The organism is Streptomyces sp. NBC_01016, from assembly GCF_026341035.1.
In the GTDB taxonomy this organism is placed as follows: Bacteria; Actinomycetota; Actinomycetes; order Streptomycetales; family Streptomycetaceae; genus Streptomyces.
In genome coordinates this window covers 108,278-132,695 of record NZ_JAPEOQ010000001.1, presented here as the reverse complement: position 1 = coordinate 132,695, position 24,418 = coordinate 108,278, and the positions used below count along the sequence as shown (strand labels likewise).

The window sequence follows — 24,418 nt, the reverse complement described above, 5'->3', positions numbered from 1 at the left end:
AGCGTGGCGAGATCGATGAACGCGCGTGCTGCTGACCGCAGTTGATGCATGGGCGGTCCAGCGGTCGTGAACCTCAATGGAGAGGGAGTGCTCGTGATCCAGCAACACTGCATGCTCCGCAAGCCCTGGAGTCTGGCCTTCGCGGCCGAGCCTGAGGAGCTGGCGGCCTTGCGGCGCATCGCGCGGATGCACCTGAGGCTGTGGGGCCTGAATCACCTGGATGAAGCTGTCGAGCTATGCGTGACCGAAATGGTGGCGAACGTCATCAGGCACGTGGGCCTTGGTACGCCTACAGAGCTGACGCTCTCGATGAGCGGCACGTTCCTACGCATCGAGGTGCTGGACCCGGATTTGAGGGCGCTTCCGACGCTACTGGCCGGGGCGCTTGATTCGGAGACTGGCCGGGGCATGCGACTCGTCGACGCGGTGACGGATCGCTGGGGCGTGCTCCTCAAGGCTGACCGAAAGGTCGTCTGGTGCGAACTGGCCACTGGGCTCGAAGATCCGGAAGGTCATGTGGTGCACGCGAGCGTTGATCGGGCGGAGGCGCTGCTCGGGTTGTACGAGCAGGTGGTGCTCTTGCGGTCGGGCGCCAGCGGCGACGTGGCGCGCGTCGACGCTCCCGTCGGAAAGACGACGGCGATCGAGGTCATCGCCGACATGCTGTGCTGGGCGGACGCCCATGGGTTCGACGTAGATGAGGTGGTGGAGAGCGCCGAGCTTCGCTGCGAGAGCGAGCTGCGCACGCGTAGTGGATGAGTTGGGGCCTCTGTGCCAACTCATCTACTACGGACGGCTGTTCGCGCCGAGAGGAGGCGGAAGTTGATTCGCCCCCTAGGCGACGGCCGACGCGTATGTCCACACGTCCGCAGGAAGCTCATGGTGGAGGCGCCATGTGATGGACATGGGCTTGCTTCCGGTGTGGGAGTCGTACGTGGCCGGGCCGAGCAGCATCCACGGCTGAGCCTTGCCGGTGTCGGTGTCTTTGTAGCGCCGCATGAAAAGGAGGATGTGGCTTCCGCGTTCGGCGTGCTGCTGGTAGCGCAGTCCGGTACGGGAGATGTCTGCGGTAGCGTTCTGCGACTCCCAGTGGAAGAGGCTTGGGCTTAGGGCGTAGTCCTTGTAGCGGACGGTGGGAGAGAAGTCCTTCTCGTTCTTTTCGAGGGTGATCAGGAGCGAATCTGTCTGGTTGGCCTCATCCCACAGGACGCCCTGGGCGAACGATCCGGGCATCTGGCCACCGAACCGGGCCACGCCGAGGGCAGCCAGGATTTCCGAGCGGTTGTATGCGCTGTGGATCTTCAGGGGCAGATGCGCGTGTGGGCCTTCCAGCGGGATGGGGAAGTGGTCGGCCTCGTCCATCACGTAGTCGAGTACCTGGCGCAACTCATCGCGGAGTGCTGTCTGCCCGCGCAGCGATGCGAGGCCTTCTTCGTAGGAGTCAAAGCCACCGGCCTTGTCCCAGAGGTTGAAGAACAGCATGCGTGCGAACGTCTTGTCCGTCGCGTTCAGATCTTCGTAGGCCGGCGCATCGTCGCTCAGGAGGCGCTTGTAGGCCGCCGCACGTTCTGGGTCGTCGACGTGAAGGAACGCGTGGACGCGCTTCAACAGGTCGCTCTCCCCAGGCTGTTCGGACGTATCGGCGAGACCAGCTCGGCGTAGGACAGTGGTCCACGAGTTGCTGGACTTGTACAACTCCTTGATCTCGCGGCGACTCTCCCTCAAGTAGTCAGCGAGTCGCGGAGTGTTGTAAGCGCTGACCTCCTTAGCCAGGGTCTGAACTGTTGCCTTGATCTGCGTGCGGATGTTGTCCAGCACCAGGTCCTTGGACTTACCCTCCAGGATGATCTGGCAGCCAGAGGGCAACTGTGGGAAGTCGTGCTCGGCGTGCTCAAGGAGGCGGTTACGCGACAGGTTCGTCATCGCGCGGAACTGCTCCTCGAAGCGGAACTCGGCGCGGTGCTGTCCGATGAAGTCCAAGACCGTCAGAACCGGCTTGTTGGGCGTGCGGCGCAGACCACGGCCGAGCTGCTGGAGGAACACGGTGGCGCTGCTCGTCGGGCGCAAGAGCAACAACGTATCGACGTCAGGAATGTCCAGACCCTCATTGAAGAGGTCGACGGAGAACAGGACTTGGATCTTCCCCGACTTGAGGTCGTCTAGAGCCTGCTCCCGGACCTCGGGCCTCGACTCGCTGTCCAGTGCCTTGGCCTGGAAGCCGGCCTCTTGGAAGCACTTGGCCATGAAGTGAGCGTGCTTGCGAGAGACGCAGAAGCCGAGCGCCCGCATACTCCCGGGGTCGGACACTTTGTCCCGGACTTGCTTGATGACGATGCGGGCGCGGGCGTGGTCAGCCGAGAAGAGGTCGCCGAGCTGGCTCTGGTCATACGTTCCGGAACGCCAGTTGAGGCGGGTCAGATCGGTTCCATCAGGGACACCGAAGTAGTGGAACGGACAGAGAAGGTCGTTGTCGAGGGCTTCCCAGAGTCGCATTTCGGCGGCGATGCGACCGCCGAAGAACTCGCTCTGCACGTTGAGTCCATCCGCCCGCTCCGGGGTGGCGGTGAGTCCGAGAAGTTGCTTGGGCTTGAAGTGGTTGAGTACGCGGCGATACGTGGTCGCCGTGGCGTGATGGAACTCGTCGACGACGATGATGTCGAAGTGCTCGGGGCTGAACTGGTCGAGCCGTTGGTCAGTGAGGGACTGGACGCTGGCGAAGACGTGCTTCCAGTCGCGGGGGAGTTCGCCACTGAAGAGCAGCTCGCCGAACGATGCGTCGTCGAGTACCTCTCGGTACTTGCGCAGCGACTGCTTCAGGATCTCCTTGCGGTGCGCGATAAAGAGGAGCCGCGGGTACTCCTTGCCGCCCCACTGTTGGTGCAGATTGCGGAAGTCCAGGGCGGCCATGACGGTCTTCCCTGTCCCTGTGGCCGCTACCAGCAAGTTCTGGTCATGACCGCGCACTTCGCGCTCGACATGAAGGCGCTCCAGCATGTCGGCCTGATGCGGATAGGGCCGGACCTCAAGACCGGACAGGCTGATCTTGAGGTCATCGCCAGACGTTGAGCCGCCAGCCACTCCTAGCGCTTCGTCCAACTTGGCGGCATCACGATCGGGGTCGTAGGTCTCGAAGGAGATGTCGTTCCAGTACGAGTCGAAGCTCGCCTCGAACTTCTTCAAGACGGCGGGTGTGGCTACCGACGACAGCCGAACGTTCCACTCAAGCCCGTCGAGCAGGGCGGCTTTGGAGAGGTTCGAGCTGCCGACGTAGGCGGTGTCGAATCCACTGTTGCGGCGGAACAGCCAGGCCTTGGCGTGCAGCCGCGTGGACCGCGTCTCGTAGTTGACCTTCACCTCAGCACCGAAGTCGCGAACGAGCCGGTCCAAGGCGTGGCGGTCGGTGGCGCCCATGTACGTCGTGGTGACGACGCGAATGGGAACCCCGCGATCGGCGGCCTCGCGCAGGGCCCCTTCCAGGACTCGGATGCCGTACCACTTCACGAACGCGCAGAGCAGGTCGATGCGATCGGCCACGGCTAGTTCAGCTCTGAGCTCCGCTCCGAGGCTGGGGTCTTCGGGCGAGTTCGTGATGAGGGCCGTTTCAGAGAGCGGTGTCAGCGGGCGGATCGCGTAGACCCCGGGCGCCTCTTGCTCTGCGAGGGCGAGCAGCTGATGAGGGCCGTCCTCAATCAGTTGCGTGTCTGCATATGAGTCGTCCGAGGGGGCTGCCGATTCCAAGGCAGCCATGATCGTGTTGGCTGCTGCGACTTGCTGGTTGTGTGGCAGTTGTTGGAGGCGCCGGCCAATTGTCTCGCCGAGATGATGTGCCAGGACGTGCGGAGTTGACTCTGCGGTCACTTCTCCTTCGATGGCTTTCCAGCCCGCAGCCTCGAGCCGCGTCATGTCACCCCGAAGAGCTCGGGTGATGAGCCTCTCGTGTACTCCTGGCTCGAGCGGTTCGGGCTGGTGTGACTTGGCCATCGGTCCCCCTGGGTGTTCTCGATCGCAGATCCGTTGTGACTCAGTTCTAGCAAGAGCCACTGACAGTCACGGGATAGGTGATGCAAGGAATGCCCTGGCAGTCAACGACTGTTTTCGGCCCTGAAGTGATCGACTGTAGCCAAATTGAGCTCGAAGTAGCTGAAGTGCATGCTGCAACTTGTCAGAGTGCCGGCATGCCTACTTCTTCACGCCAACCCTCCAAAAGCATCTACTTCGGCCCTCCGCCGGAGGTGAGTCCTGGCCAGTGGTTCAAGGGACACACCGAGCTGCACGCTGCTGGCGTCCATCGCTTCCGCGGGCGAGGCATATCCGGCACGGCACGCGAGGGCGTGGACTCAATCGTCGCAAGCGGTGGATATGCGGCAGATAGTGATGAAGGGGATGTCGTGATCTACACGGCGATGGGGGGAGACCCAGATAAGGATGGGCACATAACCACGGATCAGCGACTCGATGGGTGCAATGCCGGGCTAGTCCTCAATCAGAACGAAGGACTCCCCGTACGTTACGTTCGCGGCTTGGATATTCGCAGCGGTAAAGCCAGGGGTGGTTATCGATATGCGGGGCTCTATCGCGTAGAGGGCCACTGGTGCACGCAGACTGCGCGGGGTCACCTGATGTGGCAATTTCGGCTTGTCAGGGATCTTGGCGAAAGTGTTCCAGGGGACGTGGAAGTCGAGCTGGACCCCGACATGACGGAGCTTGAGCGGGCGACGGCTCGCTACGTCACATCCCAGCGGCGAGTCCGCAACACCAGGGCATCACGCAAGGTCAAGTCGATCTACGCCAATACTTGCCAGGTGTGTCGAGTTCCTGTGGTCGTGGGAGTGGATGGGGAGCGGTATAGCGAAGGGGCTCATATACAGGCTCTAGGTGAACCGCATCATGGCCCCGATGTGGCTTCCAACATCCTCTGCCTTTGCCCGAACTGCCACGTTAGGTTCGATAACGGGGCGCTACTGATCACCGACGACTTGGACATCGTCGACGGCTTTACCCGGCAAGTGGTGGGGAGGCTTTATGTCGAGAGGCCTCGACACCGCATAGGCGTGGCCTTCTTGAAGCAGCACCGATCGCGCTGGGCTGACAGGAGCCAAGGGCTCTAGCCCCACAGCCCAGCGCCGCGGGCTTTACGCTCCGGCCCCGTGGCACGACGCATACGCCGTCCCCGACCCACACCAACACCCCGCCCCACCCGCCGGCGGCCACGCCACCGCGCGGCCCCGGGCCGCCAGGGTCGTTGCGTACTGCGGGAGGAGCGAGACGTCCTCTGGGGATGAGCCCTCTGATGCTGCGAAGGCCTCGTAGGAGGGGACTGTGCCCGTGACGATGCCGACGTTGGCCGTGCCCGATGTTGTCAGTTCCCTCAGGGAAGCCTCCGTCGACGACAAGTGGGCCTCGTACGACGGGTATTCGGAGGACAGGGTCGGGTACGCCGACAGGAGTTCCGTGTATTCCGGGGACGGCCAGTGCAGGACCGCCACCGGGAAGGGGCGCGACAGGGCCTCCCTGTACGAGCCCAACTCCGCCCGGATGCGGGAGATTTCGGCCTGGAGTTCCGCCGGGTTCTCCGAGCCGAGGGCCCAGACGCGCTTCGGGTCGTGGAGTTCGTCCAGGGAGACCGAGGTGCGGTTGACCTCGTCCGCGAGGGTGTCCCACGAGTCGTGGTCGACCGCGAGCAGGCGGCGGACCCGGTGGCGGCCGAGGAGGAGGGTGTGCTTTGCCAGGGGGATGCCCGGGCCGCCCCCGGAACGTTCCGGCTCCGGGATCAGGAGGTCGAGGGCCTCCGTGAACGTCTCATGGGCCTGCTCGAGTTCGTCGTGGGCCTCGAGGGATTCCGCCACGATCACCCAGGGCGCCGGGTCGCGCGGCGCCGCCGTGCGGATTCCCGCGATGATCGCCTGGGCCTCGGCCTCGTGGCCGTACTCCCAGAGGTTCGCTGCCTTGAGTGCGCGGATCAGGGCGGGGGACTGGGGGGACTCGGCGGACAGCAGGCCGTCGTAGAGGGCCGTCGCGCGGTCGCGGGCCTCGGCCAGTTCGTAGTGGGCCGCGGCCTGGAGGAGCAGGTGCTCCGCGTCCTCCGGGTACATCGCCGCCGTGCGCTCCAGGCGCTCGGCTTCCGCGACATGGTTCGCACGGTCGGTCTCGGCGGGCGTGGCAGGGGTGTCGGGGCGCATGGGGGACACCGTACTGCTGGATCCCTGGCCGGGGACCCGCGCGATCGGGTCTCGCGCACCCATGGGTTCCGAGCGCCTGCGGTTTCCGCCCGCGGCTCCCGTCGGATCGGGGCTTGCACACCCACAGCCCCCGCCCTACCCCTGGCGACTTCGCGCCCCGCGATCTATCTTGCGCGCGTGCTGCTGCAACGTATGCAACGTATGCGTACCGATAGGCGGCCTGCTGTCGTCGCCCAAGGGCGGTACCGCAGGTCCGCCGTCCGCCGCGTTCTGTGGAACGGTGCCGAGGTCGCCGTCACCCTCGGGCTCGTCGTGCTGCTGCTCGTCGTGCACCAGTTGTGGTGGACGAATCGGCAGGCCAGGGCCGGTGCCGATCGGCAGGTGCAGGCTCTTGAGCGGCAATGGGGGGAGGGCTCGGGCGGAAGTACCGATCGCACCGAGCCCGCCGCCGGGGCCGTCGAGCCCAGTGACACCCCCAGTGACGCCCCGAGCGACGATCCCTCCGTCACTCCGGACGACCACCGCACCAAGCCCGCGCCGCCCCAGCCGAACTGGGACCAGGCCTACGCCATCCTCGGCATCCCCCGCCTCGGCCTCCGCGCCCCCGTCGCCCAGGGCATCAGCAAGTCCGCCGTCCTCAACCACGGCTACGTGGGCCACTATCCCGGCACCGCCCAGCCCGGCGGCGCCGGGAACTTCGCGCTCGCCGGGCACCGGAACACGCACGGGGAACCGTTCCGGTACATCAACCGGCTGCGGCGCGGTGACACCCTCACCGTTCAGACGAAGACCGCCTCGTACACGTACGTCGTCGACAAGACGCTCGCCCAGACCTCGGCCGGTGATGGGGGCGTGATCAATCCTGTGCCGCGCAGTGGTGTCGTTCCGGGGGTCGGGTACCAAAGTCCCGGGTACTACATCACCCTCACCACCTGTACGCCCGAATTCACCTCCAAGTACCGACTCGTGGTGTGGGGGAAGCTCAGCCGGATGAGCCCCCGGTAGGCGCCATGCGTCCCCGATAGGCGTCGACGCCCCCGATAGGCTGCCGTTTCGTGATCAAACGGCCCCACCTGCTCTGGCTCCTCGTCCCCTTCGTGCTCTATATCGGCGCGCTGCCCTTCGTGAACCGCGTCGAACCCGTCGTGTTCGGGCTGCCGTTCCTGTTCGTGTGGCTGCTGGGCGCCACGCTCGTCACCCCGTTCGCCGTCTGGCTCACCTGGCGTGGCGACCAGCGGTTCAAGCGGGGCCTGTCATGAGCAACGCTGCCGTCGCCACCACCCTCTTCGGCGTCTTCATGGTCGCCACCGTCGCTCTCGGGCTGCTCGCCGTACGCGGCAAGGGCGGCGGAGGCGGGCTCGCCGAGTGGTCCGTGGGCGGGCGGTCGTTGGGGGCCGTGTTCGTGTGGGTGCTGATGGCGGGGGAGGGGTACACCAGTTTCAGTTATCTGGGTGCTGCCGGGTGGGGGTACAACTACGGCGCCCCTGTTCTGTATGTCGTCGCTTACATGTCCTGCGGGTACGCCATCGGGTACGTCGTCGGGCCGTTGTTGTGGTCCTACGCGCGGCAGCACGGGCTCGTGAGCATCACCGACATGGTCGCCCACCGGTACCGCAGGCCCTGGCTCGGCGCCGGCGTCGCCGTTCTCGTCACCGTGTTCCTGCTCCCGTACATCCAGTTGCAGATCACCGGGATGGGCGTCGTCGTCTCGACGATCTCGTACGGTGCCGTCAGCCTCAACTGGGCCTATTTCATCGGCTTTGCCGTCACCACGCTCTTCGTCGTGGTGAGCGGGTTGCGGGGGAGCGCCTGGGTGTCCGTCCTGAAGGACCTCCTCGTCATCGTCACGCTCGCCTTCCTCGCCATCTACGTACCTCTTCATTACTTCGACGGGTACGGGGACTTCCTCGGGCGGCTCGTTGAGGAGAAGAGCGCCTGGCTGACGTTGCCGGGGAGTGGTGGATCGCCTTACGGGGAAGGGTGGTTCGCCACCACGACCTTCCTGAACGCCCTCACCGTCGTCATCTTCCCGACCACCGTCGCCGGGTATCTCGGCGCCCGGAACGCCGACGCGCTGCGGCGCAATGCCATGTGGCTGCCCGCGTACAACGTGCTGTTGTTCGTGCCGATGCTGCTCGGGATGGCGGCCCTGTTCGTCGTTCCGGGGCTCACCGGGGCCGAGTCGAATCTCGCGCTCTTCAAGCTCGTCGTCGATTCCCTTCCCGCGTGGGTCGTGGGGATCGTCGGGGTCGCGGCGGCGCTGTCGTCGATCGTGCCGATGGCCGTGTTCATGCTGGTCATCGGGACGATGTGGGGGAGCAGTGTGATGTCCCTCGTGCCACGGTGGCGGGGGGCTTCGGAGGCTTCGTCGCGGGCGCAGAAGGCCGGGTCGCAGGTCGTGGTCGTCGTCGCCGGGTCGGTCGCGCTCGCGCTGACGTACGCCGCTCCCAACACGCTCGTCCGGCTCTCCCTCATCTCGTACGAAGGGATGGCGCAGCTCGTCCCCATGCTGCTCATCGGCCTGGTGTGGCGGCGGTTGAGTCTGGTGGGTGCGCTGAGTGGGCTTGTGGTGGGGGTCGGGGTCGTGTGCGGGCTCGTGTTCAGCGGGCACGATCCGGTGTTCGGGATGAACGCCGGGATCGTCGCCCTCGCCGCCAATCTCGCCGTGACGCTGGTGGTGACGTACGCGTTCCCGGCGGACCGGGACGAGCGGGCGGACGAGGACGTGCTGGCCCGGGATCCGGTCGGGGCGGCCGGATAGCCCGGTGCCCGGTAGCTACTCCTGCGCCCCCGCCGCCTCCACCGGCCGGATCCGCAGCGCCGCCCACGCCGGCAGTAGTGTCGCGGCCAGGGACAGCGTGACGGCACCGGCCACGATCGCCCCGTAGATCCACCAAGGCCCGGACGGCATCCAGGTGTTCGCCGCCGCGTGCGCGAAGGGGAACAGCGAGGTGCTCGCGGCCGCCGTGCCGAGCAGCAGGCCGATCGCGGCGACGATCAGGGCCTCGATGGTCAGCATCTTCATGACCTGGCCCTTCGTGGAGCCGACCAGCCGCTGGAGCGCGAACTCCCGGCTGCGGTTGCCGACGGAGAGGACCAGCGAGTTGACCACCGCGAGCACCGTGTAGGCCACGATCATCGCGATCAGCAGGTAGTTGATCCATGCCTGGGTCTGTGCGTCCTCGGCGTTGGCCTCGATCAGCGACTGGCGGTCGGTGACTTCCAGGCCCGGTGCGAGGGACGCGAGACCCGGGACGACGGCCGAGGACGACGTCCGGACCAGGATCTGCGAGGGGCGACCCAGATCCGTGTGGGACGCGAGCAGGGCGGCGGGCAGGAAGGCCGTTTCGTAGCCGGGGCGGCCCTTGAAGAGGGCGACGATGCGTACGTCGACCTCGTCCCGGTCGCCGAGGCGGAGGGTGATGGTGTCGCCGACCGCCTTGTGCAGGTTGCGCGCCCGCTCGGTGGTCAGCGCCACGGTGGTCCCGTCGAGTTTCTCCAGGCTGCCCGCGGTCGGTCGTACGGCTGTGGTGAGGGAGGCCTGCCGCGCGCTGACGCCCTGGAGCGGGATGCCGTCCTCGTCGGTCACGCCGTCGATGAAGCCCGTGCTCGTGGCGTAGGCGCTCGCCGCCTCGACGCCCTTGGTGTGCCGGACCTCGGAGAGGAGGGAGTCGGAGACGCCTCCCGCCGCCGGTGAAAGCACCGCGTCCGCGCGGAGGTTGGCCGCGTACGCCGACTTCGTGGCCTCGATCTGCGTGGTCTGGAGGTAGAGGTTGCCGGTCGCCATGCCCGTCGCCAGCATCAGCGGTGTCACCGCGGCGGCCATGCGGACGGCGCGGACCCGGGCGTGCGAGACGGCGAGCTTGCCACTGGAGCCGGTGAACCAGCGGATCGGGCCGCCGATCAGCCACGCCATCAGCTTGGTGAGGCCCGGTCCGAGCAGCGCGAACCCGATGACGGCGCACAGCACGGTCGGCCCCGCGGTGCTGCCCGCGATCGGCCCGTCGAAGAGCAGGACGGTGAGGATCGCCAGCGCGGTGGCCCCGGACAGGAACAGGATGGCCAGGATGATCCGCAGCGGGTGCGCCCAGCGCAGCTGCACCTCGGCCTCCCGCAGCGCCTCCACCGGCTTGACGTTCACCCCGCGCCGGGCGCCGATCCAGCCGCCGAGCAGCGCGGTGATCAGCAGCGCGCCGGCCGCGGCCACGGCCGGGATCCAGCCCTGCGCGTAGATCACGGAGTCGGAGACGAAGCCGGTGCCCTGGAACTCGCCGAACAGCCATCGGCCCACCGGCGGTCCCGCGAACCAGCCCGCGCCCGCCGCGACCACGGCGACCATCAGCGTCTCGGTCAGCAGCATCCGCCGGAGCTGGCGCTGCGTGGAGCCGATGGACCGCAGCAGCCCGAACTCCCGGCGCCGCTGGCCCACCGACAGCGCGACCGTCCCGGACACCACCATGATCGCGACGATGGTGGTCATGCCGCCGAACGCCCCCGCCAGCGCGACCAGATCGCTGCCGCTGGTCAGCACCTCGGGGAACTCCACGGTGCCCCTGCCGTCGCCGGACACGACCTTGAGCGGCTGCCCGTCGAGTGCGGCGGCGACCCGGTCGCGTACGTCTGCGAGGTCCGTGCCGGAGTCCGTTCGTACGGCGATGTCCGCGACGGCGGGGGCGAGCGCCTCGGCCCGGCCGTCGGTGAGGAACAGTGCCGACCGGTCCAGCTGCCGGGAGGTCTTCACGATCGCGCTCACGGTGTAGTTCCGCGTGCTGTCCCCGGCCGCGATGCGGACTTTGTCGCCGGGGCCGACGCCTGCCGCCCGAGCCGTCCCGGCGTCCAGCGCCACCTCGTCGTCCCGCGCGGGCGCCTTGCCCTCGGCGATCCCGTACGGCGCGAAGGCGGCCGACGCCCAGCCGTGCGCCTGCGCCTTCACAGGGCCCGCCCCTTCCCGTACGAGCGCCGCGTCGAAGGTCCGCTCGGCGACGGCCTCGCGGACGCCCTCGACGCCCCGCACCCGGTCAACTGCCGCGGCGGGTACGGGCACCCGCTCGGGCATGATCGCCGGATCCTCGGCGTCGTCGGGGTCGTCGCCCTTGGCGAGCGGCGGCGGCACCGAACGGTCGCCCGTCACCACGAGGTCGGCCTGCGCGAGCCGCTGCGCGGGCGCGTTGTTGCGTACGCCGGTCTCCAGCAGGCCACCGCAGGTCATCACGATGACCGTGCCGAGGAAGAGCGCGAGGAAGGTGGCCGTGAGGCTCTTCCCTCTGTACCGGATGGTGCGCCTGGCCAGCTTCCACATGTCCCGTCGTCCCCTCGTCCCCTCCGCCTGATCTCACCGATCACGCTAGGGACGTAGGTCGTGCGCGCCCATGGGAGTGGCGCCCGTGTGTGGGGTAGGGAGAACCCCCGCACGCCCGTGCAGGGTAGGGAGAACCCCCGCAACGCGGCTCCTCACACCCGCGGTTGCGGCGCCCGTCGCTCCCGCAGCCCGAGCAGCAGGCCCGCCGCCGCGAGGGCCAGCGCGCCGGAGGCGATCAGCGCCGCGTTCGTGCCCTGGGCCAGCGCGTGCGACGACGTGCCCGTCGACGTGGACACCGCGATCATCAGGGCCACCCCGGCCGCCGAACCGATGTACCGCGCCGTGTTGTTGGCGCCCGAGCCCATCGCCGCGCGCCCGGCCGGTACCGACTCGACGGCGAGCAGCGGGAGCGCGGCGTTGAGGAGTCCGCTGCCGATGCCGGAGACGACGAGCCCGGGCAGCAGCCGCGTCCAGTGGCCGGAGCCCGCCGCGCCCAGCATCGTGGCGACGGCCAGCGCGTGCAGGGCGAAGCCGACGGTCAGTTGGTGGCGCGGCGAGACCCGGCCCGCCAGGCGCCGCGCCTGAAGCGCGACGAGGAACGACGTGCCGGACCAGACCACGAAAAGACCGGCCGTGCCCATCGGGGACACGCCCATCGTGTGCTGGACGAGCGTCGGGACGTAGCTGAAGAGCGCGATGACCGACAGACCCGTGAACAGACCCCCTGCCGTGGAGGCCAGGAAGAGCGGGCGGCGCAGGAGCGAGAGGTCGAGCATGGGGCTCGCACTGCGGCGTTCGACCGCCACAAATGCCGCCAGGAGTACGGCGGTTGCCGCGAGCAGTACGCCGATGGGGGCACGGAGCCAGCCGTCGCGGCCGAGCGTGAGCGCGGCGAGGAGGGCGACCAGGGCGAGGCCGAGTGTGAGGGCGCCGGGCAGATCGGGGCGGCCGGTGCGGGGTGAGAGGGACTCTGTCAGGGCGCGGGGCGCGAGGGCCGCGACGAGGAGCGTGGCCGCGCCCAGGACCGCGTACGCCCAGCGCCAGTCGGCGAGTTGGGACACCCAGCCCGCCGCCACCGGGCCGAGCGCGATGCCGCCGCTGACGAACGCGCCCCACACCCCCGTCGCCCTGATGCGGCCCGCCGGGGTCGGGAACGCGTGCACCAGCAGGCCCAGGCTCGCGGCGATGATCGCGGCCGAGGCGGCGCCCTGCGCGACCCGGGCGAGCGTGAACAGCAGGGTGGTGGGGGCCAGTGCGCCCAGGATCGTCATGAGGCCGAGGGCGAAGGTGCCGAGGACGAAGGCGCGGCGCCGCCCGTAGTCGTCGGCGAGGCTGCCCGCGACCAGGAGCAGCGCGGCGAGGCCGAGCGGGGTGCCGTTCAGCAGCCAGGCCTGGGCGGAGAGGCCGGTGTGCAGGGACGCGGCGGTGTCGCCGAGCGTGATCGACGGCGCCGCGTACGTCATCAGCGCCACCGCCGTCGCCGCGCTCGTGACGGCGAGGGTGGCGGTCGGGCGGACGGGGGCGGGGGCTTGCGGCGGAGCCTTCGCGAGTACGGGCTGTGGCGTGGGCGGTGGCATGGGCTGTGGCATGGCTGGACCCATCCAGTCTGAGGTTCAGTGAATGAACTTACCGGGTGAGGTGAACGTAGCACGGTAAGTTCGTTCACTGAACCTTCGGCTGGAAAAGTGGCTACAGTGGGGCCATGGCTCTCGGCAAGGACTACGCGACGCAGCAGTGCTCGGCCGCCCGTGCGCTGGAGGTCGTCGGCGAACGCTGGACGCTCCTCGTCGTACGCGACGCCCTCTACGGCGTGCGGCGCTACAACGACTTCCTCGTCCACCTCGGCATCCCGCGCGCCGTCCTCGCCACCCGGCTCCAGGCGCTCACCGCGGCCGGGGTCCTGGAGAAGCGCCGCTACCAGGAGTCGCCGCCGCGCGACGAGTACGTCGTGACCGCGCACGGACGCGGGCTGTGGCCGGTGCTGCTCTCGCTCAGCGCGTGGGGGCGGACGATCCCGGGGACCCTGCCGGCGCGTGAGTTCCGGCACGCCGCGTGCGGCACCGGGCTCGGCGTCGTGGGGGAGTGCCCGGCCTGCGGGGGCTTCGTGCCACCGGAGGACGTCGAGATGCTGCCCGGCGCCGCGCTCGACCCGGACCCCGCCGATCCGGTGAGCCGGGCCCTGCTCGCGCCCCGGCGCCTCCTCCAGCCGGTCGTGACCGAACCTGTATAACTGACAGGACGCATACAGCCCGAACGAAACGGGAGCGGGGAGAGGAGGCAGGCACATGGCACGCACGACCAGTGGGTCCGTTGGATCCGTCGGGTCCATGACGCTGCGGCCCGTCGCCCTGCTGCTCTTCGTCCTCCTCGGTTCGGCGCTCGTCGACACCGGCAGCATCGCCGGCGCCGTCGCGCTCGCCGCGACCGCCGCGGCGGGCTCCGCGCTCGCCGCCTGCGCCGTCCTCGCCGCGCGCTCCGCGCCCGCCGTGGCGCGCACCCGCGTCCGCACCGCCATCCGCGACCGGGAGCGGCGCACCGCGTTCCTGCCGCAGCGCGATCCCGACGCCTCGGGCCGCCCCAGGCCCCGAGCACCCGGACGCCTCGTCCCGACGGCTTACTAGCCCCTACCTCGTACGGGGCCGTAGTCCGTCACGCCGACTCGCATTCCGATGTCAGGCACGACGAGACCCCCGGAGGGCTCACTCATGTCGTCGTTCATGTCCGTTTTCGCCAGCCTGGTCGAGCATCTCGCCCACTTCCTCCAGCCACTGCTGGGCGCCTCGGCCACGGCCGCGGCGATCATCCTGTTCACCGCGTTCGTACGCCTCCTCGTCCACCCCCTGTCGCGGGCCGCGGCCCGTGGGCAGCGGGAACGGGCCAAGCTGCAGCCGCGCATCGCCGAGCTGCGCAAGAAGCACAAGAGCAGCCCCGAGGCGATGCAGAAGGCGATCATGGAGCTGCACCGCGAGGAGAAGGTCTCCCCGCTGACCGGCTGCCTGCCGATGCTCTTCCAGATGCCGGCGTTCTTCCTGCTCTACCACCTGTTCTCCAACCGGAGCATCGGCGGCGAGCCCAACGCGCTGCTCGGCCACACCCTCGGCGCGGCCCCGCTCGGCGGCCGGTTCCACGACGCGCTCGCGCACGGCGGGCTCTTCGGGGAGCAGGGGCTCGTCTACGTGGCGCTGTTCGCGCTCGTCGCCACCGTCGCGAGCTTCAACTACCGGCGGACGAAGCGGCAGATGGCGCAGGCGCAGCAGAACAAGCCGAACGGCGACCAGCCGCAGGCGCCCGGCATGGCGGCGATGGGCAAGTTCATGCCGCTGATGTCCTTCTTCACCCTCTTCACGGTCGCCTTCGTGCCGCTCGCCGCCGCGCTGTACGTCGTCACGTCGACGACGTGGAGTTCGATCGAGCGCGCCGTGCTCTACCGGGACATGCCGTACGCCGGTGGGGTGGCGGCCGCGCCCGCGCTCTGAACTCTCGGCGATGGTCCGGGTCCAGTCCGTGAACGGGGTATTGCGGACTGGACGTTCACCTTGGAGGATCGACCAGTCCTCCGATGGCTGCACGCCGCACCGGGCCGTGGAGGCTCCTCCTACTGCAGAGGGAGTTACACCATGAAGCTGCTGCGAGTCGGTCCCGCCGGAGCCGAGCGCCCCGCGCTGCTCGACGCCGAGGGAACCCTGCGCGACCTGTCGGAACTCGTCACGGACGTCGACGGGGCGCTGCTCGCCGACGACGCCGCGATCGAGCGCGTACGGGCCGCTGCCGCGGCCGGGGAGCTGCCCGTCCTCGACGCGTCGGGGCTGCGGATCGGCCCGCCGGTGGCCCGTATCGGCAAGGTCGTGTGCATCGGGCTGAACTACCACGACCACGCGGCGGAGACCGGCGCCGAGCCGCCCGCCGAGCCGGTCGTGTTCTTCAAGGCGGCCGACACGGTCGTCGGGCCCGACGACACGGTCCTCGTACCGCGCGGCTCCGTGAAGACGGACTGGGAGGTCGAGCTGGCCATCGTCATCGGACGCACGGCCCGCTACGCCGAGTCCCAGGAGGCGGCGCTGCGCTGCGTCGCCGGGTACGCGGTCGCGCACGACGTGTCGGAGCGCGAGTTCCAGATCGAGCGCGGCGGCACGTGGGACAAGGGCAAGAACTGCGAGACGTTCAACCCGCTCGGCCCGTGGCTCGTGACCGCCGACGAGGTGCCGGACCCGCAGGCGCTCGGGCTGCGGCTGTGGGTGAACGGCGAGCTCAAGCAGGACGGCACGACGGCCGACCAGATCTTCCCGGTCGCCGAAGTGGTGCGCTACGTAAGCCAGTTCATGACCCTGTACCCCGGCGACGTCATCAACACCGGTACGCCGGCGGGCGTCGCCATGGGCCAGCCCGAGCCGAAGCCGTATCTGCGGGCGGGTGACGTGGTGGAGCTGGAGATCGACGGGCTCGGGCGACAGCGGCAGGAGCTGAAGGGGGCGTAGGCGCTCCCTCCGCCTCTCCGCCGGGTGACGGGAGTCGCCGGGGCACCCCCGATCGGGGTGCCCTCGGCGGCCCTGGGTGCGTGTCTCCCCGGAGGGCGGGAGGGCCGTTCCCATAGTTCGGGCATGGGAACAATTCGTACCGTCATCTCAAAGTCCCGGCTTCCGGCCGGGGTCCTCGCCTCCGCGGTCCTCCTCGTAGGGGCCGCCGTCGGGCCCGCGTACGCCGATCCGCTGCCGGACGGGCTCGGGCCCTGCCTGGGCCCCGACTGTCCGGGCACGTACCCGGACACGAACAACGGCACTCCCACCGGCCACGACAACAACATCAACATCTACGTCGGAGGGGACTTCCTCGTCCGCCGTGGCTCCGCGGAGGCGGAGGGCAAGGTCGTCGTCCTCGGCGATTACGACCAGGACAAGGACCCCGGCGTCTCGGGGCTCTACAACGTGGGCGTCGCGGGCGTGGGATCGCGCGTGCCGCCCGAGGACGGTACCGACTTCCTCACCGTCGGCGGTGATCTGACGGTCGCCGCGGGGGAGCGGGTCGCGGTGGAGGCCGACGGGGCCACCGGTGTCGCGCGGTACGGGGGCACCCTCGACGGCACCGTGGAGAGCCGGTCCGTCCACGACCCCGACGCGGCCGCGCCCTACAAGGGCATCCGGCAGGACCTCACCGACGCCAGCCACTGCTACGCGTACGACCGCGGCGTACGCCGCGCCCCGACCGGCACCGCCGTCAACAACGGCAACGCCACGGTCTTCACCGGCGACGGCAGCTCCCCGATCCAGATCTTCGACGTCGACGCCGACCTGGTTTCCGCCAGCGGCGGCTCGTCGGGTTTCCGGTTCGACGGCATTCCGTCGGGGGCCACCGTGCTGGTGAACCTCTACGGGAGCGCGCGGGAGATCAACACGTACGAGACGATGCTCCCGGCCGAGCTGCGCGACCGGCTGTTGTGGAATTTCCCCGACGCGACGAGCGTGGAGCTCGCGGGCGGCACCCAGTTCTCGGGGAGCGTCCTCGTCGGCAACCAGTCGAGTACGACGACCGTGAGCATGTCCGGCACCAACGGCCGCCTCTACACGGCCGGTTCACTCACTCACGGGTCCACGACGGCGTCCGGCGGTGGGGGCGAGGAGTTCCACGCCTACCCGTTCGTCGGTGACCTGCCGAACTGCTCCGACCCGTACAACCCCGACCCCACGCCCACACCGACGCCCACCGGGGACACGCCGACTCCGACCCCCACTCCGACGGACACCCCCACTCCCACCCCCAGCGAGACCACACCCACTCCCTCCCCGAGTGACACCACCCCCGCACCCCCGTCCGGCGGCGGTGACAACGGCGGGGCGTCCGGCGGCGGAAGCACCGGAGGTACGGGAGGCACGGGCGGTGGCGGGGGCCATCTCGCCGACACCGGTACGCCGTCCCTCGGCGCCGCGGTGCTCGGCTCGATCGCTGCGGGCATCGCGGCGACGGGCGCGGGCGCCGTCTTCCTGGCGCGCAGGCGGCGGACCGGAGTCCGTGGCTGAACCAGGGCCACGCCGCCCTAGCCCACGAACCGCTCCAGCGCCGCCACCACCAGCTTGTGGTCCTCGATCTGCGGGAGGCCCGAGACCACCACGGCGCCGACAACTCCCGCTCCCCGTACGGAGATCGGGAAGGCGCCGCCGTGTGCCGCGTACGTGTCCGGGTCGAGGCGCGAGGCGTCCTCGAACGTCGTGCCCTTGGCCCGGAAGCGGCTGCCGACCAGGTAGGACGAGGCGTGGTAGCGCTCGACGACGCGGCGCTTGCGGGCGATCCACGCGTCGTTGTCCGGGGCCGAGCCCGGCAGCGCCGCGTGGAACAGCTGCTGGCCGCCGCGCGTGATGTCGATCGCGACCGGCGCCTGCCGCTCGCGCGCGAGGTCCACGAGCAGGTTGCCGAGGGCCCAGGCGTCGTCGTACGTGAAGGAGTTCAGGACGAGACGGCGCTCCTGGTCCTCCAACTCGGGGATCTGCGGGGCGTTTTCGGGGTTCGCTTTCTGGGTGCTCATCACAGCTTCACCGTCACTCCGTCGCGGGCCGAGACGCGGGCCGCCTCCAGGACGTCGAGCGCGTCGGCGGCCTGGGTGGCGGGCACCGGGTTCGGGGTGCCGTCGCGCAGCGCCGCGGCGACGGCGGCGTAGTACGCGGGGTAGTCGCCGTCGACCGTCGGGAGCGGGCGGCCGCCGCCCGTCAGCGGGGACTCGCCGGAGCCGACGCGGCCCCACAGCGACTCGCCCTCGACGCCCCACGGCTCACCGGCCGTCGGGCGCTTGCCATCGCGCAGCGCGGCCTCCTGCGGGTCGAGCCCGTACTTCACGTAGCCCGCCTGCGAGCCCAGCACGCGGAAACGCGGGCCGAGTTGGGCGGTGGTGGCGGACACGTACAGGTGCGAGCGCACCCCGTTCGCGTGGGTGATCGCGATGAACGTGTCGTCGTCGGCCTCGGCGCCGGGGCGGCGCACGTCCGACTCGGCGTAGACGGAGACGGCCGGGCCGAACAGGACCAGGGCCTGGTCGACGACGTGGCTGCCGAGGTCGTACAGGAGGCCGCCGATCTCCTCCGGGTTGCCGGACTCGCGCCAGCCGCCCTTGGGCTGCGGGCGCCAGCGCTCGAAGCGCGACTCGAAGCGCCAGACGTCGCCCAACTCGCCGTCCGAGAGCAGCTTTTGGAGGGTCAGGAAGTCGTTGTCCCAACGGCGGTTCTGGAAGACCGACAGCAGGACGCCCTGCTTCTCGGCCAGCTCCGCGAGCTCGCGGGCCTCGGCGGCGGTGCCCGCGACCGGCTTGTCGACGACGACCGGGAGGCCCGCGGCGATGGCGGCCTTCGCGAGCGGCACGTGCGTCTTGTTCGGCGACGCGATGACGATCAGGTCGAGCTCGTCCGCGTGCTCCCACAGGTCGTCGGGGGACGCGACGAAGCGCAGGCCCTCGCCGTGCTCGGCGCGCGCCTGGGCCTGCCGCTCGGGGTTCGAGGTGACGACCGTGTCCAGGGTCAGGCCCTCGGTGGCGGCGATCAGCGGGGCGTGGAAGACGGAGCCCGCCAGGCCGTAGCCGACCAGGCCCACGCGCAAGGGGGCAGTCGTACCGGTCATGGGTTCCATACCTTCCGTACCTTCCGTACCTTCCATACGATCCATGCCTTCCACTTAAGCAACGGTGTTGCCAAAGTGCAAGCGCGGGGGACAATGGACGTGATGAACAGGCACGTGAGGAGGACCATGGCGGCGACGGTGGGCGCGAATCTGAGCGCCCTGCGCGGGCACAACGCGGCGCTCGTGCTCGATCTGCTGCGTACGGCGGGGGAGGCCGGGATAAGCCGCCTGGAGCTCGCCGAGCGCACGGGGCTCACCCCGCAGGCCGTCAGCAAGATCACGGCGCGGCTCAGGGGGGACGGTCTCGCCGTCGAGGCCGGCCGCCGGGCCTCCACCGGGGGCAAGCCGCGCACCGTCCTCAGGCTGCTCGCGGGCGCCGCGCACGCGGTCGGCCTGCACCTGGACCGCGACGAGCTGCGCATCGTGCTGACCGATCTGTCCGGCGCGGTCGTCGCGGCGCGGCGTGCCCCGCTCGACCTCGGCGCGGGCTCCGACGCGGTGCTCGCGGCCGCGGCCTGTGAGGTCGACGCGCTGCTCGACGCGGACGGGGGCCAGACGGTGCTCGGCGTCGGCGTCGCCGTGCCGGGGCCGCTGGACCACGCCGACGGGGTGCTGCACCGGGTGACCGGGTTCCCGCAGTGGGACGGCTTCCCGCTGCGCGAGGCGCTCACCGAGCGGCTCGGCCTGCCGGTCGTCGTGGACAAGGACACGAACGCGGCGGCGCTCGGTCTTGCCCTGGAGGGGGAGGGGGAACGCTCCTTCGCCTACCTCCACCTCGGTACGGGACTGGGGGCCGGGCTCGTCCTCGACGGCGCGCTCTACCGTGGCGCGCGCACCGGTGCGGGCGAGTTCGGCCACCAGGTGATCCAGCTGGACGGTCCGCGGTGCAGTTGCGGCAACCGGGGCTGCATCGAGGCGCTCTGCCTCGCGGCGGTTGCCTCCGGCACGGACGGGGGGCTGGACGAGGCCGCGCGGGTACTGGGCGAGGGTGCGGCGAACCTGGTGAGCCTGCTCGACATCGATGCGGTGCTGCTTGGTGGGCGGACGGTGGCGGCGCACGAGAAGCGATTCGTACGCGGGGTGGAACAGGTCGTCGCGGCCCGTGCCCGCCGGGAGGGCGGCGGCCCCGCGATACCCGTGCGGGCGGCACCCGGCGGCGACACCCAGGCGGTGGAGGGCGCGGCCCACATGATCCTGGCCCCTCTCTTCGGCCACGACCGCCTCTGACCCGGGCCCGCCGTTCTTGTTGCGCGGCACCGTGGTTGTGGACCTGTGCCGTGGTCGGCGCCCAGCGTCCATGTTGCACGGCACCGGGGTGCCGCCTTGCCCACCCTGCCGCCCAAGGCGGCAGATTGCCCAAGGCGGGAGCGGATCATTCAAGCCCCGCCGGCGATTGAGGCGCGGGGCCCGGGGCGGAGCCCCGCGTCCGTAACGCCGGTGCTGCCCAAGCGTCGTCCAGCTGGGCCGATCGGGGGATTCCCCCGCGCGCCGCAACCCACATACCCGAACCCCGCCGGACGGCACTGGCAAGGTTCTGGCCCACGACTGTCGTCAACTCCGCGACCAGTGAAGGGCCTTCATGCGACTGCGCCGCCCGCTCGCCCTCGCCGCCACGGCCATCGCCCTCACCGCCCTCGGCCCCACCCACGAGGCGGTCGCCGACACCGGCACCAGGGCCTGCGCCGCCGACAAGCGCGGCGACTTCCCCATCGACACCCGCATCGACGAGGGCCCCGCCACCTACCACCCCGGCGACGCCCCCCGGCACTTCTCGCTCGACCTGACCAACACCACTGCCACCCGCTGCGCCGACCTCCACCCCGTCCTCGTACTGGTCGACGAGGCCCGGAAACTGACGCCGAAGCGCATCACGCTGGAGTTCCGCGACGCGGGCCGCTGGCGTCCCGTGACCGTCGAGCGGACCGGCCGGGACGAGAACATCGGCGTCTTCGACGGCTTCCCCGGATTCTCGGTCGGCGCGGGCGACACGGTCTCCGTCGACGTCCGCCTCGCGTTCGCCGACGACACCCGGCCCGACCGGGTCGTCGCCACCGCCGCGCTCGTCCGGCGCAAGGACGACGACGGCGACTGGGTGGGCGAGTCCGACGACTACCCGTTCACCATCGAAGAGGCCGCGGGCCCGACCCTCGCGGACGAACTCGCCCGGACGGGCCCGCGCGCCCTGCTCGGACTGGGGGTCGCGGCCGGCACCCTCCTCCTCGCCGGCACGACCCTCGTGGTGGGAGCCCGGCGGCTCCGCGTCGGCGGACGCTGAGCCCCGGCCCACCACCGGCCCGGCCGCCGCCCCAGCCGAACAAGCGCGGCGGCCGGGCCCAAGGCCCTCCGGCCCCACGGGGTACAGGAGAGGCGTAGGACACGCGTTCACCCCCATCTGCGACCATCCCCGCGTGGACTACCCGAACGATCAGGCCCCCGGCGCCCCCGTGCGCGACGGCATCCCCGAGCACGGGCGCATCCCGAAGTACTACGCCGTGAAGGCCCAAATCGCCGCGCTCGTCGACGAGTTGACCGAAGGCGAGACCCTCCCCGCCGAGCGCGAACTCGCCCTGCGCTACGAGGTCGCGCGCGAGACCGTGCGGCAGGCGCTGCGCGAGCTGCTGCTCGAAGGGCGGCTGCGGCGGCACGGCAGGGGCACCGTCGTCGCGGGCCCGAAGCTGGCGCAGCCGCTCTCCCTCGCCTCGTACACGGAAGGCGTACGTAGGCAGGGCCGGCGCCCGGGGCGCACCCTCATCGGCCTCGAACGCTTCCCGTGTCCGCCCGCGCTCGCCGCCGAGATCGGCCTCGAACGCGGCGAGCCCGTCTGGCACATGGAGCGCGTGCTGCTCGCCGACGACGAGCGCGTCGGCCTGGAGTCGACCTACGTGCCCGTGTCCCGGGTGCCGCGCCTGGACGCCGAGTTCGACCCCGACTCCTCGTTCTACTCCTACGTCCACGACCGCCTCGGCATCGAGTTCGGCTCGGCCGACGAGCGCATCGAGACGGTGCTCGCGACCCCGCGCGAGGCCCTGCTCATCGGCACGCCGCCCGCGCTCCCGATGCTGCTCATCCACCGGATCTCGTACGACACCGGGCGCCGCGCCACGGAGCGGGTGCGGACGCTTTACCGCGGGGACCGCTTCTCGTTCACCGCCCGTTTGGGAGCGGAAGGGTGGCAACCCGCCACCTCCTAGAGCGAGTTGACCTTCCGCACTCCACCCAAATAACAAACGAATAACGGGTCTGGTCCAACCTTGGGTGCCCGTTCACCGTCCCGTTGCCGCGCCGCTCCGTGCGGGACACCCGCCGCCACGAGCGTGGCCGCCGTGAGAGACATCGACCAGAAGCTGAGCGGCATCCGGTTCGACCGGGTGTCGGTCGCGTACGGCGGCACCACCGTTCTCGACTCCCTCGACCTGACCGTCGAGCCCGGCGAGGTGATGGCCCTCCTCGGCCCCTCGGGCTCGGGGAAGACCACCGCGCTGCGCGCCGTCGCCGGGTTCGTGCGACCCGCGTCCGGGCGGGTGCTCCTCGGCGGACGCGACGTCACCGACCTGCCGCCGCACCGGCGCGGCATCGGCATGGTCGTGCAGCAGTACGCGCTCTTCCCGCACCTGCGCGTCGAGGACAACGTCGCCTTCGGGATGCGGGCGCAGAAGGTGCCGAAGGGCGAGATCCCCGCCCGCGTCGCCGAAGCCCTCGAACTGACCGGCATGGCCGCCTACGCCAAGCGCTACCCGCGCGAACTCTCCGGCGGCCAGCAGCAGCGCGTCGCCATCGCGCGCGCCCTCGCCGTCCGGCCCGGTGTGCTGCTGCTCGACGAGCCGCTGTCCGCGCTCGACGCGACGCTCCGCTCCGGAATGCTCGCGGAACTGGCCCGGTTGCACCGCGAGTTGCCCGACGTCTCGATCCTGTACGTCACCCACGACCAGGTCGAGGCGCTCACCCTCGCCGACCGCATCGCCGTCATGGACAAGGCCCGCCTCCAGGACGTCGGCACACCGCAGGACCTGTACCGGCGCCCGCGCACCGAGTTCACGGCGTCCTTCGTCGGCAACGCCAACCTGCTCCCCGTACAGGTCGGCACGGGAACCGTCTCCTTCGGCCCGACCGAACTGAAGGTCCCGACGCAGAGCGACGTGGCGCCCGGCTCCACCGCCACCCTCTGCGTCCGCCCCCACCTCGTCGGCCTCGGCGAAGGCCCCAACTCCCTTACGGGAAAGGTCTCCGAGGTCCAGTGGCGCGGCTCGACACACCGCCTCTACGTCGACGTCGACGGCCACCGCGTCAAGGCCGACCTGCGCGAACTGCGCGAGCCACCGGCGCTGGGGGAGCAGGTCACCGTGCACTTCGCCCCGGAGGACGGCATATTGCTCGCCGCGGAGGTGGGCAAGGATGGCTAGCGCCACGCTCGCCGCTCCTCGTGAGGGCGCCACCAAGTCCCGGAAGATGAGCGCCGGTTGGGTGTTGGCCCTGCCGCCCGTCGCCGCCCTCGCCGTCGTCTTCCTCTACCCGCTCTTCCTCGTCGTCCAGCAGTCGCTCACCCCCGACACCGGCGGCACCTCCCTCACGCCGTACGCCGACGTCTTCGCGTCCTCCGCGTTCCGCGAGGCGCTCGGCACGACGGTGTGGCTCGCCGTCGGGTCCACGGCCGGCTGCCTCGTCCTCGGCTTCGCGCTCGCGCTGATCGTCGCGTTCGTGCCGTTCCCCGGCGCGAAGGCCGTCGCCCGCTTCATTGACGTGTTCCTGTCCTTCCCGTCCTTCCTGATCACGCTCGCGCTGCTCTTCGTGTACGGGCAGGTGGGCATGGCCAACGGGCTGTGGACGGACGCCACGGGCGCCACCACCGGCCCCTTCCAGTTCCTGGCCACGCCGTGGGGCGTGCTGCTCGCCGAGATCACCTACTTCACGCCGTTCGTGATGCGCCCGCTGCTCGCCGCGTTCTCGGGGGTCGACACGGCGCAGCTGGAGGTCGCCGCGTCGCTCGGGGCGCGGCCCGCCCGGATCGTGCGGCAGGTGATCCTGCCGGAGGCGCTGCCCGCGCTCGCGGCCGGCGGCAGCCTCGTCCTCGTCCTGTGCCTCAACGAGTTCGGGATCGTCCTCTTCACCGGCGCCAAGGGCGTCACGACGCTGCCGACCCTCGTCTACAGCAAGGCGATCCTCGAGTCCGACTATCCGGGCGCGTGCGTCGTCGCGGTCGTCAACGTCCTTGTGTCCGTGAGCCTTTACGGCCTGTACCGGGTGGTGAGCCGTCGTGCTCGTACGTAGGCGCTCCGCTTCGAGAGCGGGGAAGGGGCGCGCTGCGTCCGAGAGGCTGCCTGCTGCGGCGCCTCGCGGCGCGACGACC

Annotated in this window: 21 protein-coding genes; 15 read left to right on the top strand and 6 right to left on the bottom strand. The window is 70.2% G+C overall.

What is annotated here, in order from left to right:
• Nucleotides 1–93: 93 nt before the first annotated feature.
• Nucleotides 94–759, top strand: a complete 666-nt coding sequence (locus OG746_RS00760) for an ATP-binding protein (RefSeq protein WP_266710739.1) — start codon at nucleotides 94–96, stop codon at nucleotides 757–759.
• A gap of 75 nt (nucleotides 760–834) precedes the next feature.
• On the opposite strand, the gene OG746_RS00755 is transcribed toward OG746_RS00760, so the two are convergent.
• Nucleotides 835–3,981 (bottom strand): DEAD/DEAH box helicase, encoded by a 3,147-nt coding sequence (locus tag OG746_RS00755; protein ID WP_266710737.1) that lies wholly within the window; start codon nucleotides 3,979–3,981, stop codon nucleotides 835–837.
• An 80-nt stretch (nucleotides 3,982–4,061) separates the two neighbouring features.
• Here OG746_RS00755 and OG746_RS00750 point away from each other — a divergent pair, with 80 nt between their 5' ends.
• Nucleotides 4,062–5,108 (top strand): YDG/SRA domain-containing protein, encoded by a 1,047-nt coding sequence (locus tag OG746_RS00750; protein WP_323179531.1) that lies wholly within the window; start codon nucleotides 4,062–4,064, stop codon nucleotides 5,106–5,108.
• Nucleotides 5,109–5,132: 24 nt separating this feature from the next.
• Here OG746_RS00750 and OG746_RS00745 read toward each other — a convergent pair whose 3' ends face one another.
• Entirely contained in the window at nucleotides 5,133–6,179 is a 1,047-nt protein-coding gene (locus OG746_RS00745) for an SEC-C domain-containing protein (protein WP_266710735.1), read from the bottom strand.
• Nucleotides 6,180–6,380: 201 nt separating this feature from the next.
• On the opposite strand from OG746_RS00745, the gene OG746_RS00740 reads away from it, so the two are divergent.
• The 3 genes from OG746_RS00740 to OG746_RS00730 are packed head-to-tail and all read left to right on the top strand — an operon-like array spanning nucleotide 6,381 to nucleotide 8,940.
• Nucleotides 6,381–7,184 (top strand): class E sortase, encoded by an 804-nt coding sequence (locus OG746_RS00740; protein WP_266710733.1) that lies wholly within the window; start codon nucleotides 6,381–6,383, stop codon nucleotides 7,182–7,184.
• Between the two features lie 50 nt (nucleotides 7,185–7,234).
• Nucleotides 7,235–7,438: a DUF3311 domain-containing protein gene (locus OG746_RS00735; protein WP_266710731.1), complete on the top strand. Its 204-nt coding sequence runs from the start codon at nucleotides 7,235–7,237 to the stop codon at nucleotides 7,436–7,438.
• Nucleotides 7,435–8,940, top strand: coding sequence for a sodium:solute symporter family protein (locus tag OG746_RS00730; RefSeq protein ID WP_266710729.1), 1,506 nt, complete (start codon nucleotides 7,435–7,437; stop codon nucleotides 8,938–8,940). Before OG746_RS00735 ends, OG746_RS00730 begins: the two co-directional genes overlap by 4 nt.
• A gap of 15 nt (nucleotides 8,941–8,955) precedes the next feature.
• On the opposite strand, the gene OG746_RS00725 is transcribed toward OG746_RS00730, so the two are convergent.
• Both OG746_RS00725 and OG746_RS00720 read right to left on the bottom strand, forming a co-directional pair.
• Nucleotides 8,956–11,478: an FtsX-like permease family protein gene (locus OG746_RS00725; RefSeq protein ID WP_266710727.1), complete on the bottom strand. Its 2,523-nt coding sequence runs from the start codon at nucleotides 11,476–11,478 to the stop codon at nucleotides 8,956–8,958.
• A 152-nt stretch (nucleotides 11,479–11,630) separates the two neighbouring features.
• Entirely contained in the window at nucleotides 11,631–13,067 is a 1,437-nt protein-coding gene (locus tag OG746_RS00720) for an MFS transporter (RefSeq protein ID WP_266710725.1), read from the bottom strand.
• A gap of 113 nt (nucleotides 13,068–13,180) precedes the next feature.
• Here OG746_RS00720 and OG746_RS00715 point away from each other — a divergent pair, with 113 nt between their 5' ends.
• From OG746_RS00715 to OG746_RS00695, 5 genes are all read left to right on the top strand, one after another.
• Nucleotides 13,181–13,708, top strand: a complete 528-nt coding sequence (locus tag OG746_RS00715; protein ID WP_266710723.1) for a winged helix-turn-helix transcriptional regulator — start codon at nucleotides 13,181–13,183, stop codon at nucleotides 13,706–13,708.
• Nucleotides 13,709–13,763: 55 nt separating this feature from the next.
• Complete coding sequence (locus OG746_RS00710; protein WP_266710721.1) at nucleotides 13,764–14,099, top strand: DUF6412 domain-containing protein; 336 nt, start codon at nucleotides 13,764–13,766, stop codon at nucleotides 14,097–14,099.
• Nucleotides 14,100–14,183: 84 nt separating this feature from the next.
• Nucleotides 14,184–14,954 (top strand): YidC/Oxa1 family membrane protein insertase, encoded by a 771-nt coding sequence (locus tag OG746_RS00705; RefSeq protein ID WP_266710719.1) that lies wholly within the window; start codon nucleotides 14,184–14,186, stop codon nucleotides 14,952–14,954.
• A gap of 141 nt (nucleotides 14,955–15,095) precedes the next feature.
• A complete protein-coding gene (locus OG746_RS00700; RefSeq protein WP_266710717.1) occupies nucleotides 15,096–15,953 on the top strand; it encodes a fumarylacetoacetate hydrolase family protein in 858 nt (285 codons plus the stop codon).
• A 123-nt stretch (nucleotides 15,954–16,076) separates the two neighbouring features.
• Entirely contained in the window at nucleotides 16,077–17,489 is a 1,413-nt protein-coding gene (locus OG746_RS00695; RefSeq protein WP_266710716.1) for a choice-of-anchor A family protein, read from the top strand.
• A gap of 17 nt (nucleotides 17,490–17,506) precedes the next feature.
• On the opposite strand, the gene OG746_RS00690 is transcribed toward OG746_RS00695, so the two are convergent.
• Together OG746_RS00690 and OG746_RS00685 are read right to left on the bottom strand one after the other, a co-directional pair.
• A complete protein-coding gene (locus OG746_RS00690) occupies nucleotides 17,507–17,992 on the bottom strand; it encodes a heme-degrading domain-containing protein (protein WP_266710714.1) in 486 nt (161 codons plus the stop codon).
• Nucleotides 17,992–19,074, bottom strand: a complete 1,083-nt coding sequence (locus tag OG746_RS00685) for a Gfo/Idh/MocA family oxidoreductase (RefSeq protein ID WP_266710712.1) — start codon at nucleotides 19,072–19,074, stop codon at nucleotides 17,992–17,994. Before OG746_RS00685 ends, OG746_RS00690 begins: the two co-directional genes overlap by 1 nt.
• Nucleotides 19,075–19,176: 102 nt before the next feature.
• On the opposite strand from OG746_RS00685, the gene OG746_RS00680 reads away from it, so the two are divergent.
• The 5 genes from OG746_RS00680 to OG746_RS00660 all read left to right on the top strand — a co-directional run bounded on the left by OG746_RS00680 (nucleotide 19,177) and on the right by OG746_RS00660 (nucleotide 24,339).
• Nucleotides 19,177–20,301: an ROK family transcriptional regulator gene (locus OG746_RS00680; protein WP_266710710.1), complete on the top strand. Its 1,125-nt coding sequence runs from the start codon at nucleotides 19,177–19,179 to the stop codon at nucleotides 20,299–20,301.
• 352 nt (nucleotides 20,302–20,653) lie between these two features.
• Nucleotides 20,654–21,349, top strand: coding sequence for a hypothetical protein (locus tag OG746_RS00675; RefSeq protein ID WP_266710708.1), 696 nt, complete (start codon nucleotides 20,654–20,656; stop codon nucleotides 21,347–21,349).
• Nucleotides 21,350–21,482: 133 nt separating this feature from the next.
• A complete protein-coding gene (locus OG746_RS00670; protein ID WP_266710706.1) occupies nucleotides 21,483–22,265 on the top strand; it encodes a GntR family transcriptional regulator in 783 nt (260 codons plus the stop codon).
• Between the two features lie 141 nt (nucleotides 22,266–22,406).
• The gene (locus OG746_RS00665) at nucleotides 22,407–23,474 is read left to right on the top strand and encodes an ABC transporter ATP-binding protein (protein WP_266718629.1); all 1,068 of its coding nucleotides are present in this window, start codon (nucleotides 22,407–22,409) and stop codon (nucleotides 23,472–23,474) included.
• Nucleotides 23,467–24,339, top strand: coding sequence for a 2-aminoethylphosphonate ABC transporter permease subunit (locus OG746_RS00660; RefSeq protein ID WP_266710704.1), 873 nt, complete (start codon nucleotides 23,467–23,469; stop codon nucleotides 24,337–24,339). Before OG746_RS00665 ends, OG746_RS00660 begins: the two co-directional genes overlap by 8 nt.
• Nucleotides 24,340–24,418 lie beyond the last annotated feature (79 nt).

Excerpts from the sequence above, each read along its gene's own strand:
- OG746_RS00755 (WP_266710737.1), bottom strand. The coding sequence starts at position 3,981 with ATGGCCAAGTCACACCAGCCCGAACCGCTCGAGCCAGGAGTACACGAG.
- OG746_RS00750 (WP_323179531.1), top strand. The coding sequence starts at position 4,062 with ATGCAAGGAATGCCCTGGCAGTCAACGACTGTTTTCGGCCCTGAAGTG.
- OG746_RS00745 (WP_266710735.1), bottom strand. The coding sequence starts at position 6,179 with ATGCGCCCCGACACCCCTGCCACGCCCGCCGAGACCGACCGTGCGAAC.
- OG746_RS00740 (WP_266710733.1), top strand. The coding sequence starts at position 6,381 with ATGCGTACCGATAGGCGGCCTGCTGTCGTCGCCCAAGGGCGGTACCGC.
- OG746_RS00730 (WP_266710729.1), top strand. The coding sequence starts at position 7,435 with ATGAGCAACGCTGCCGTCGCCACCACCCTCTTCGGCGTCTTCATGGTC.
- OG746_RS00725 (WP_266710727.1), bottom strand. The coding sequence starts at position 11,478 with ATGTGGAAGCTGGCCAGGCGCACCATCCGGTACAGAGGGAAGAGCCTC.
- OG746_RS00720 (WP_266710725.1), bottom strand. The coding sequence starts at position 13,067 with ATGCCACAGCCCATGCCACCGCCCACGCCACAGCCCGTACTCGCGAAG.
- OG746_RS00715 (WP_266710723.1), top strand. The coding sequence starts at position 13,181 with ATGGCTCTCGGCAAGGACTACGCGACGCAGCAGTGCTCGGCCGCCCGT.
- OG746_RS00710 (WP_266710721.1), top strand. The coding sequence starts at position 13,764 with ATGGCACGCACGACCAGTGGGTCCGTTGGATCCGTCGGGTCCATGACG.
- OG746_RS00705 (WP_266710719.1), top strand. The coding sequence starts at position 14,184 with ATGTCGTCGTTCATGTCCGTTTTCGCCAGCCTGGTCGAGCATCTCGCC.
- OG746_RS00700 (WP_266710717.1), top strand. The coding sequence starts at position 15,096 with ATGAAGCTGCTGCGAGTCGGTCCCGCCGGAGCCGAGCGCCCCGCGCTG.
- OG746_RS00695 (WP_266710716.1), top strand. The coding sequence starts at position 16,077 with ATGGGAACAATTCGTACCGTCATCTCAAAGTCCCGGCTTCCGGCCGGG.
- OG746_RS00690 (WP_266710714.1), bottom strand. The coding sequence starts at position 17,992 with ATGAGCACCCAGAAAGCGAACCCCGAAAACGCCCCGCAGATCCCCGAG.
- OG746_RS00685 (WP_266710712.1), bottom strand. The coding sequence starts at position 19,074 with ATGACCGGTACGACTGCCCCCTTGCGCGTGGGCCTGGTCGGCTACGGC.
- OG746_RS00680 (WP_266710710.1), top strand. The coding sequence starts at position 19,177 with ATGAACAGGCACGTGAGGAGGACCATGGCGGCGACGGTGGGCGCGAAT.
- OG746_RS00675 (WP_266710708.1), top strand. The coding sequence starts at position 20,654 with ATGCGACTGCGCCGCCCGCTCGCCCTCGCCGCCACGGCCATCGCCCTC.
- OG746_RS00660 (WP_266710704.1), top strand. The coding sequence starts at position 23,467 with ATGGCTAGCGCCACGCTCGCCGCTCCTCGTGAGGGCGCCACCAAGTCC.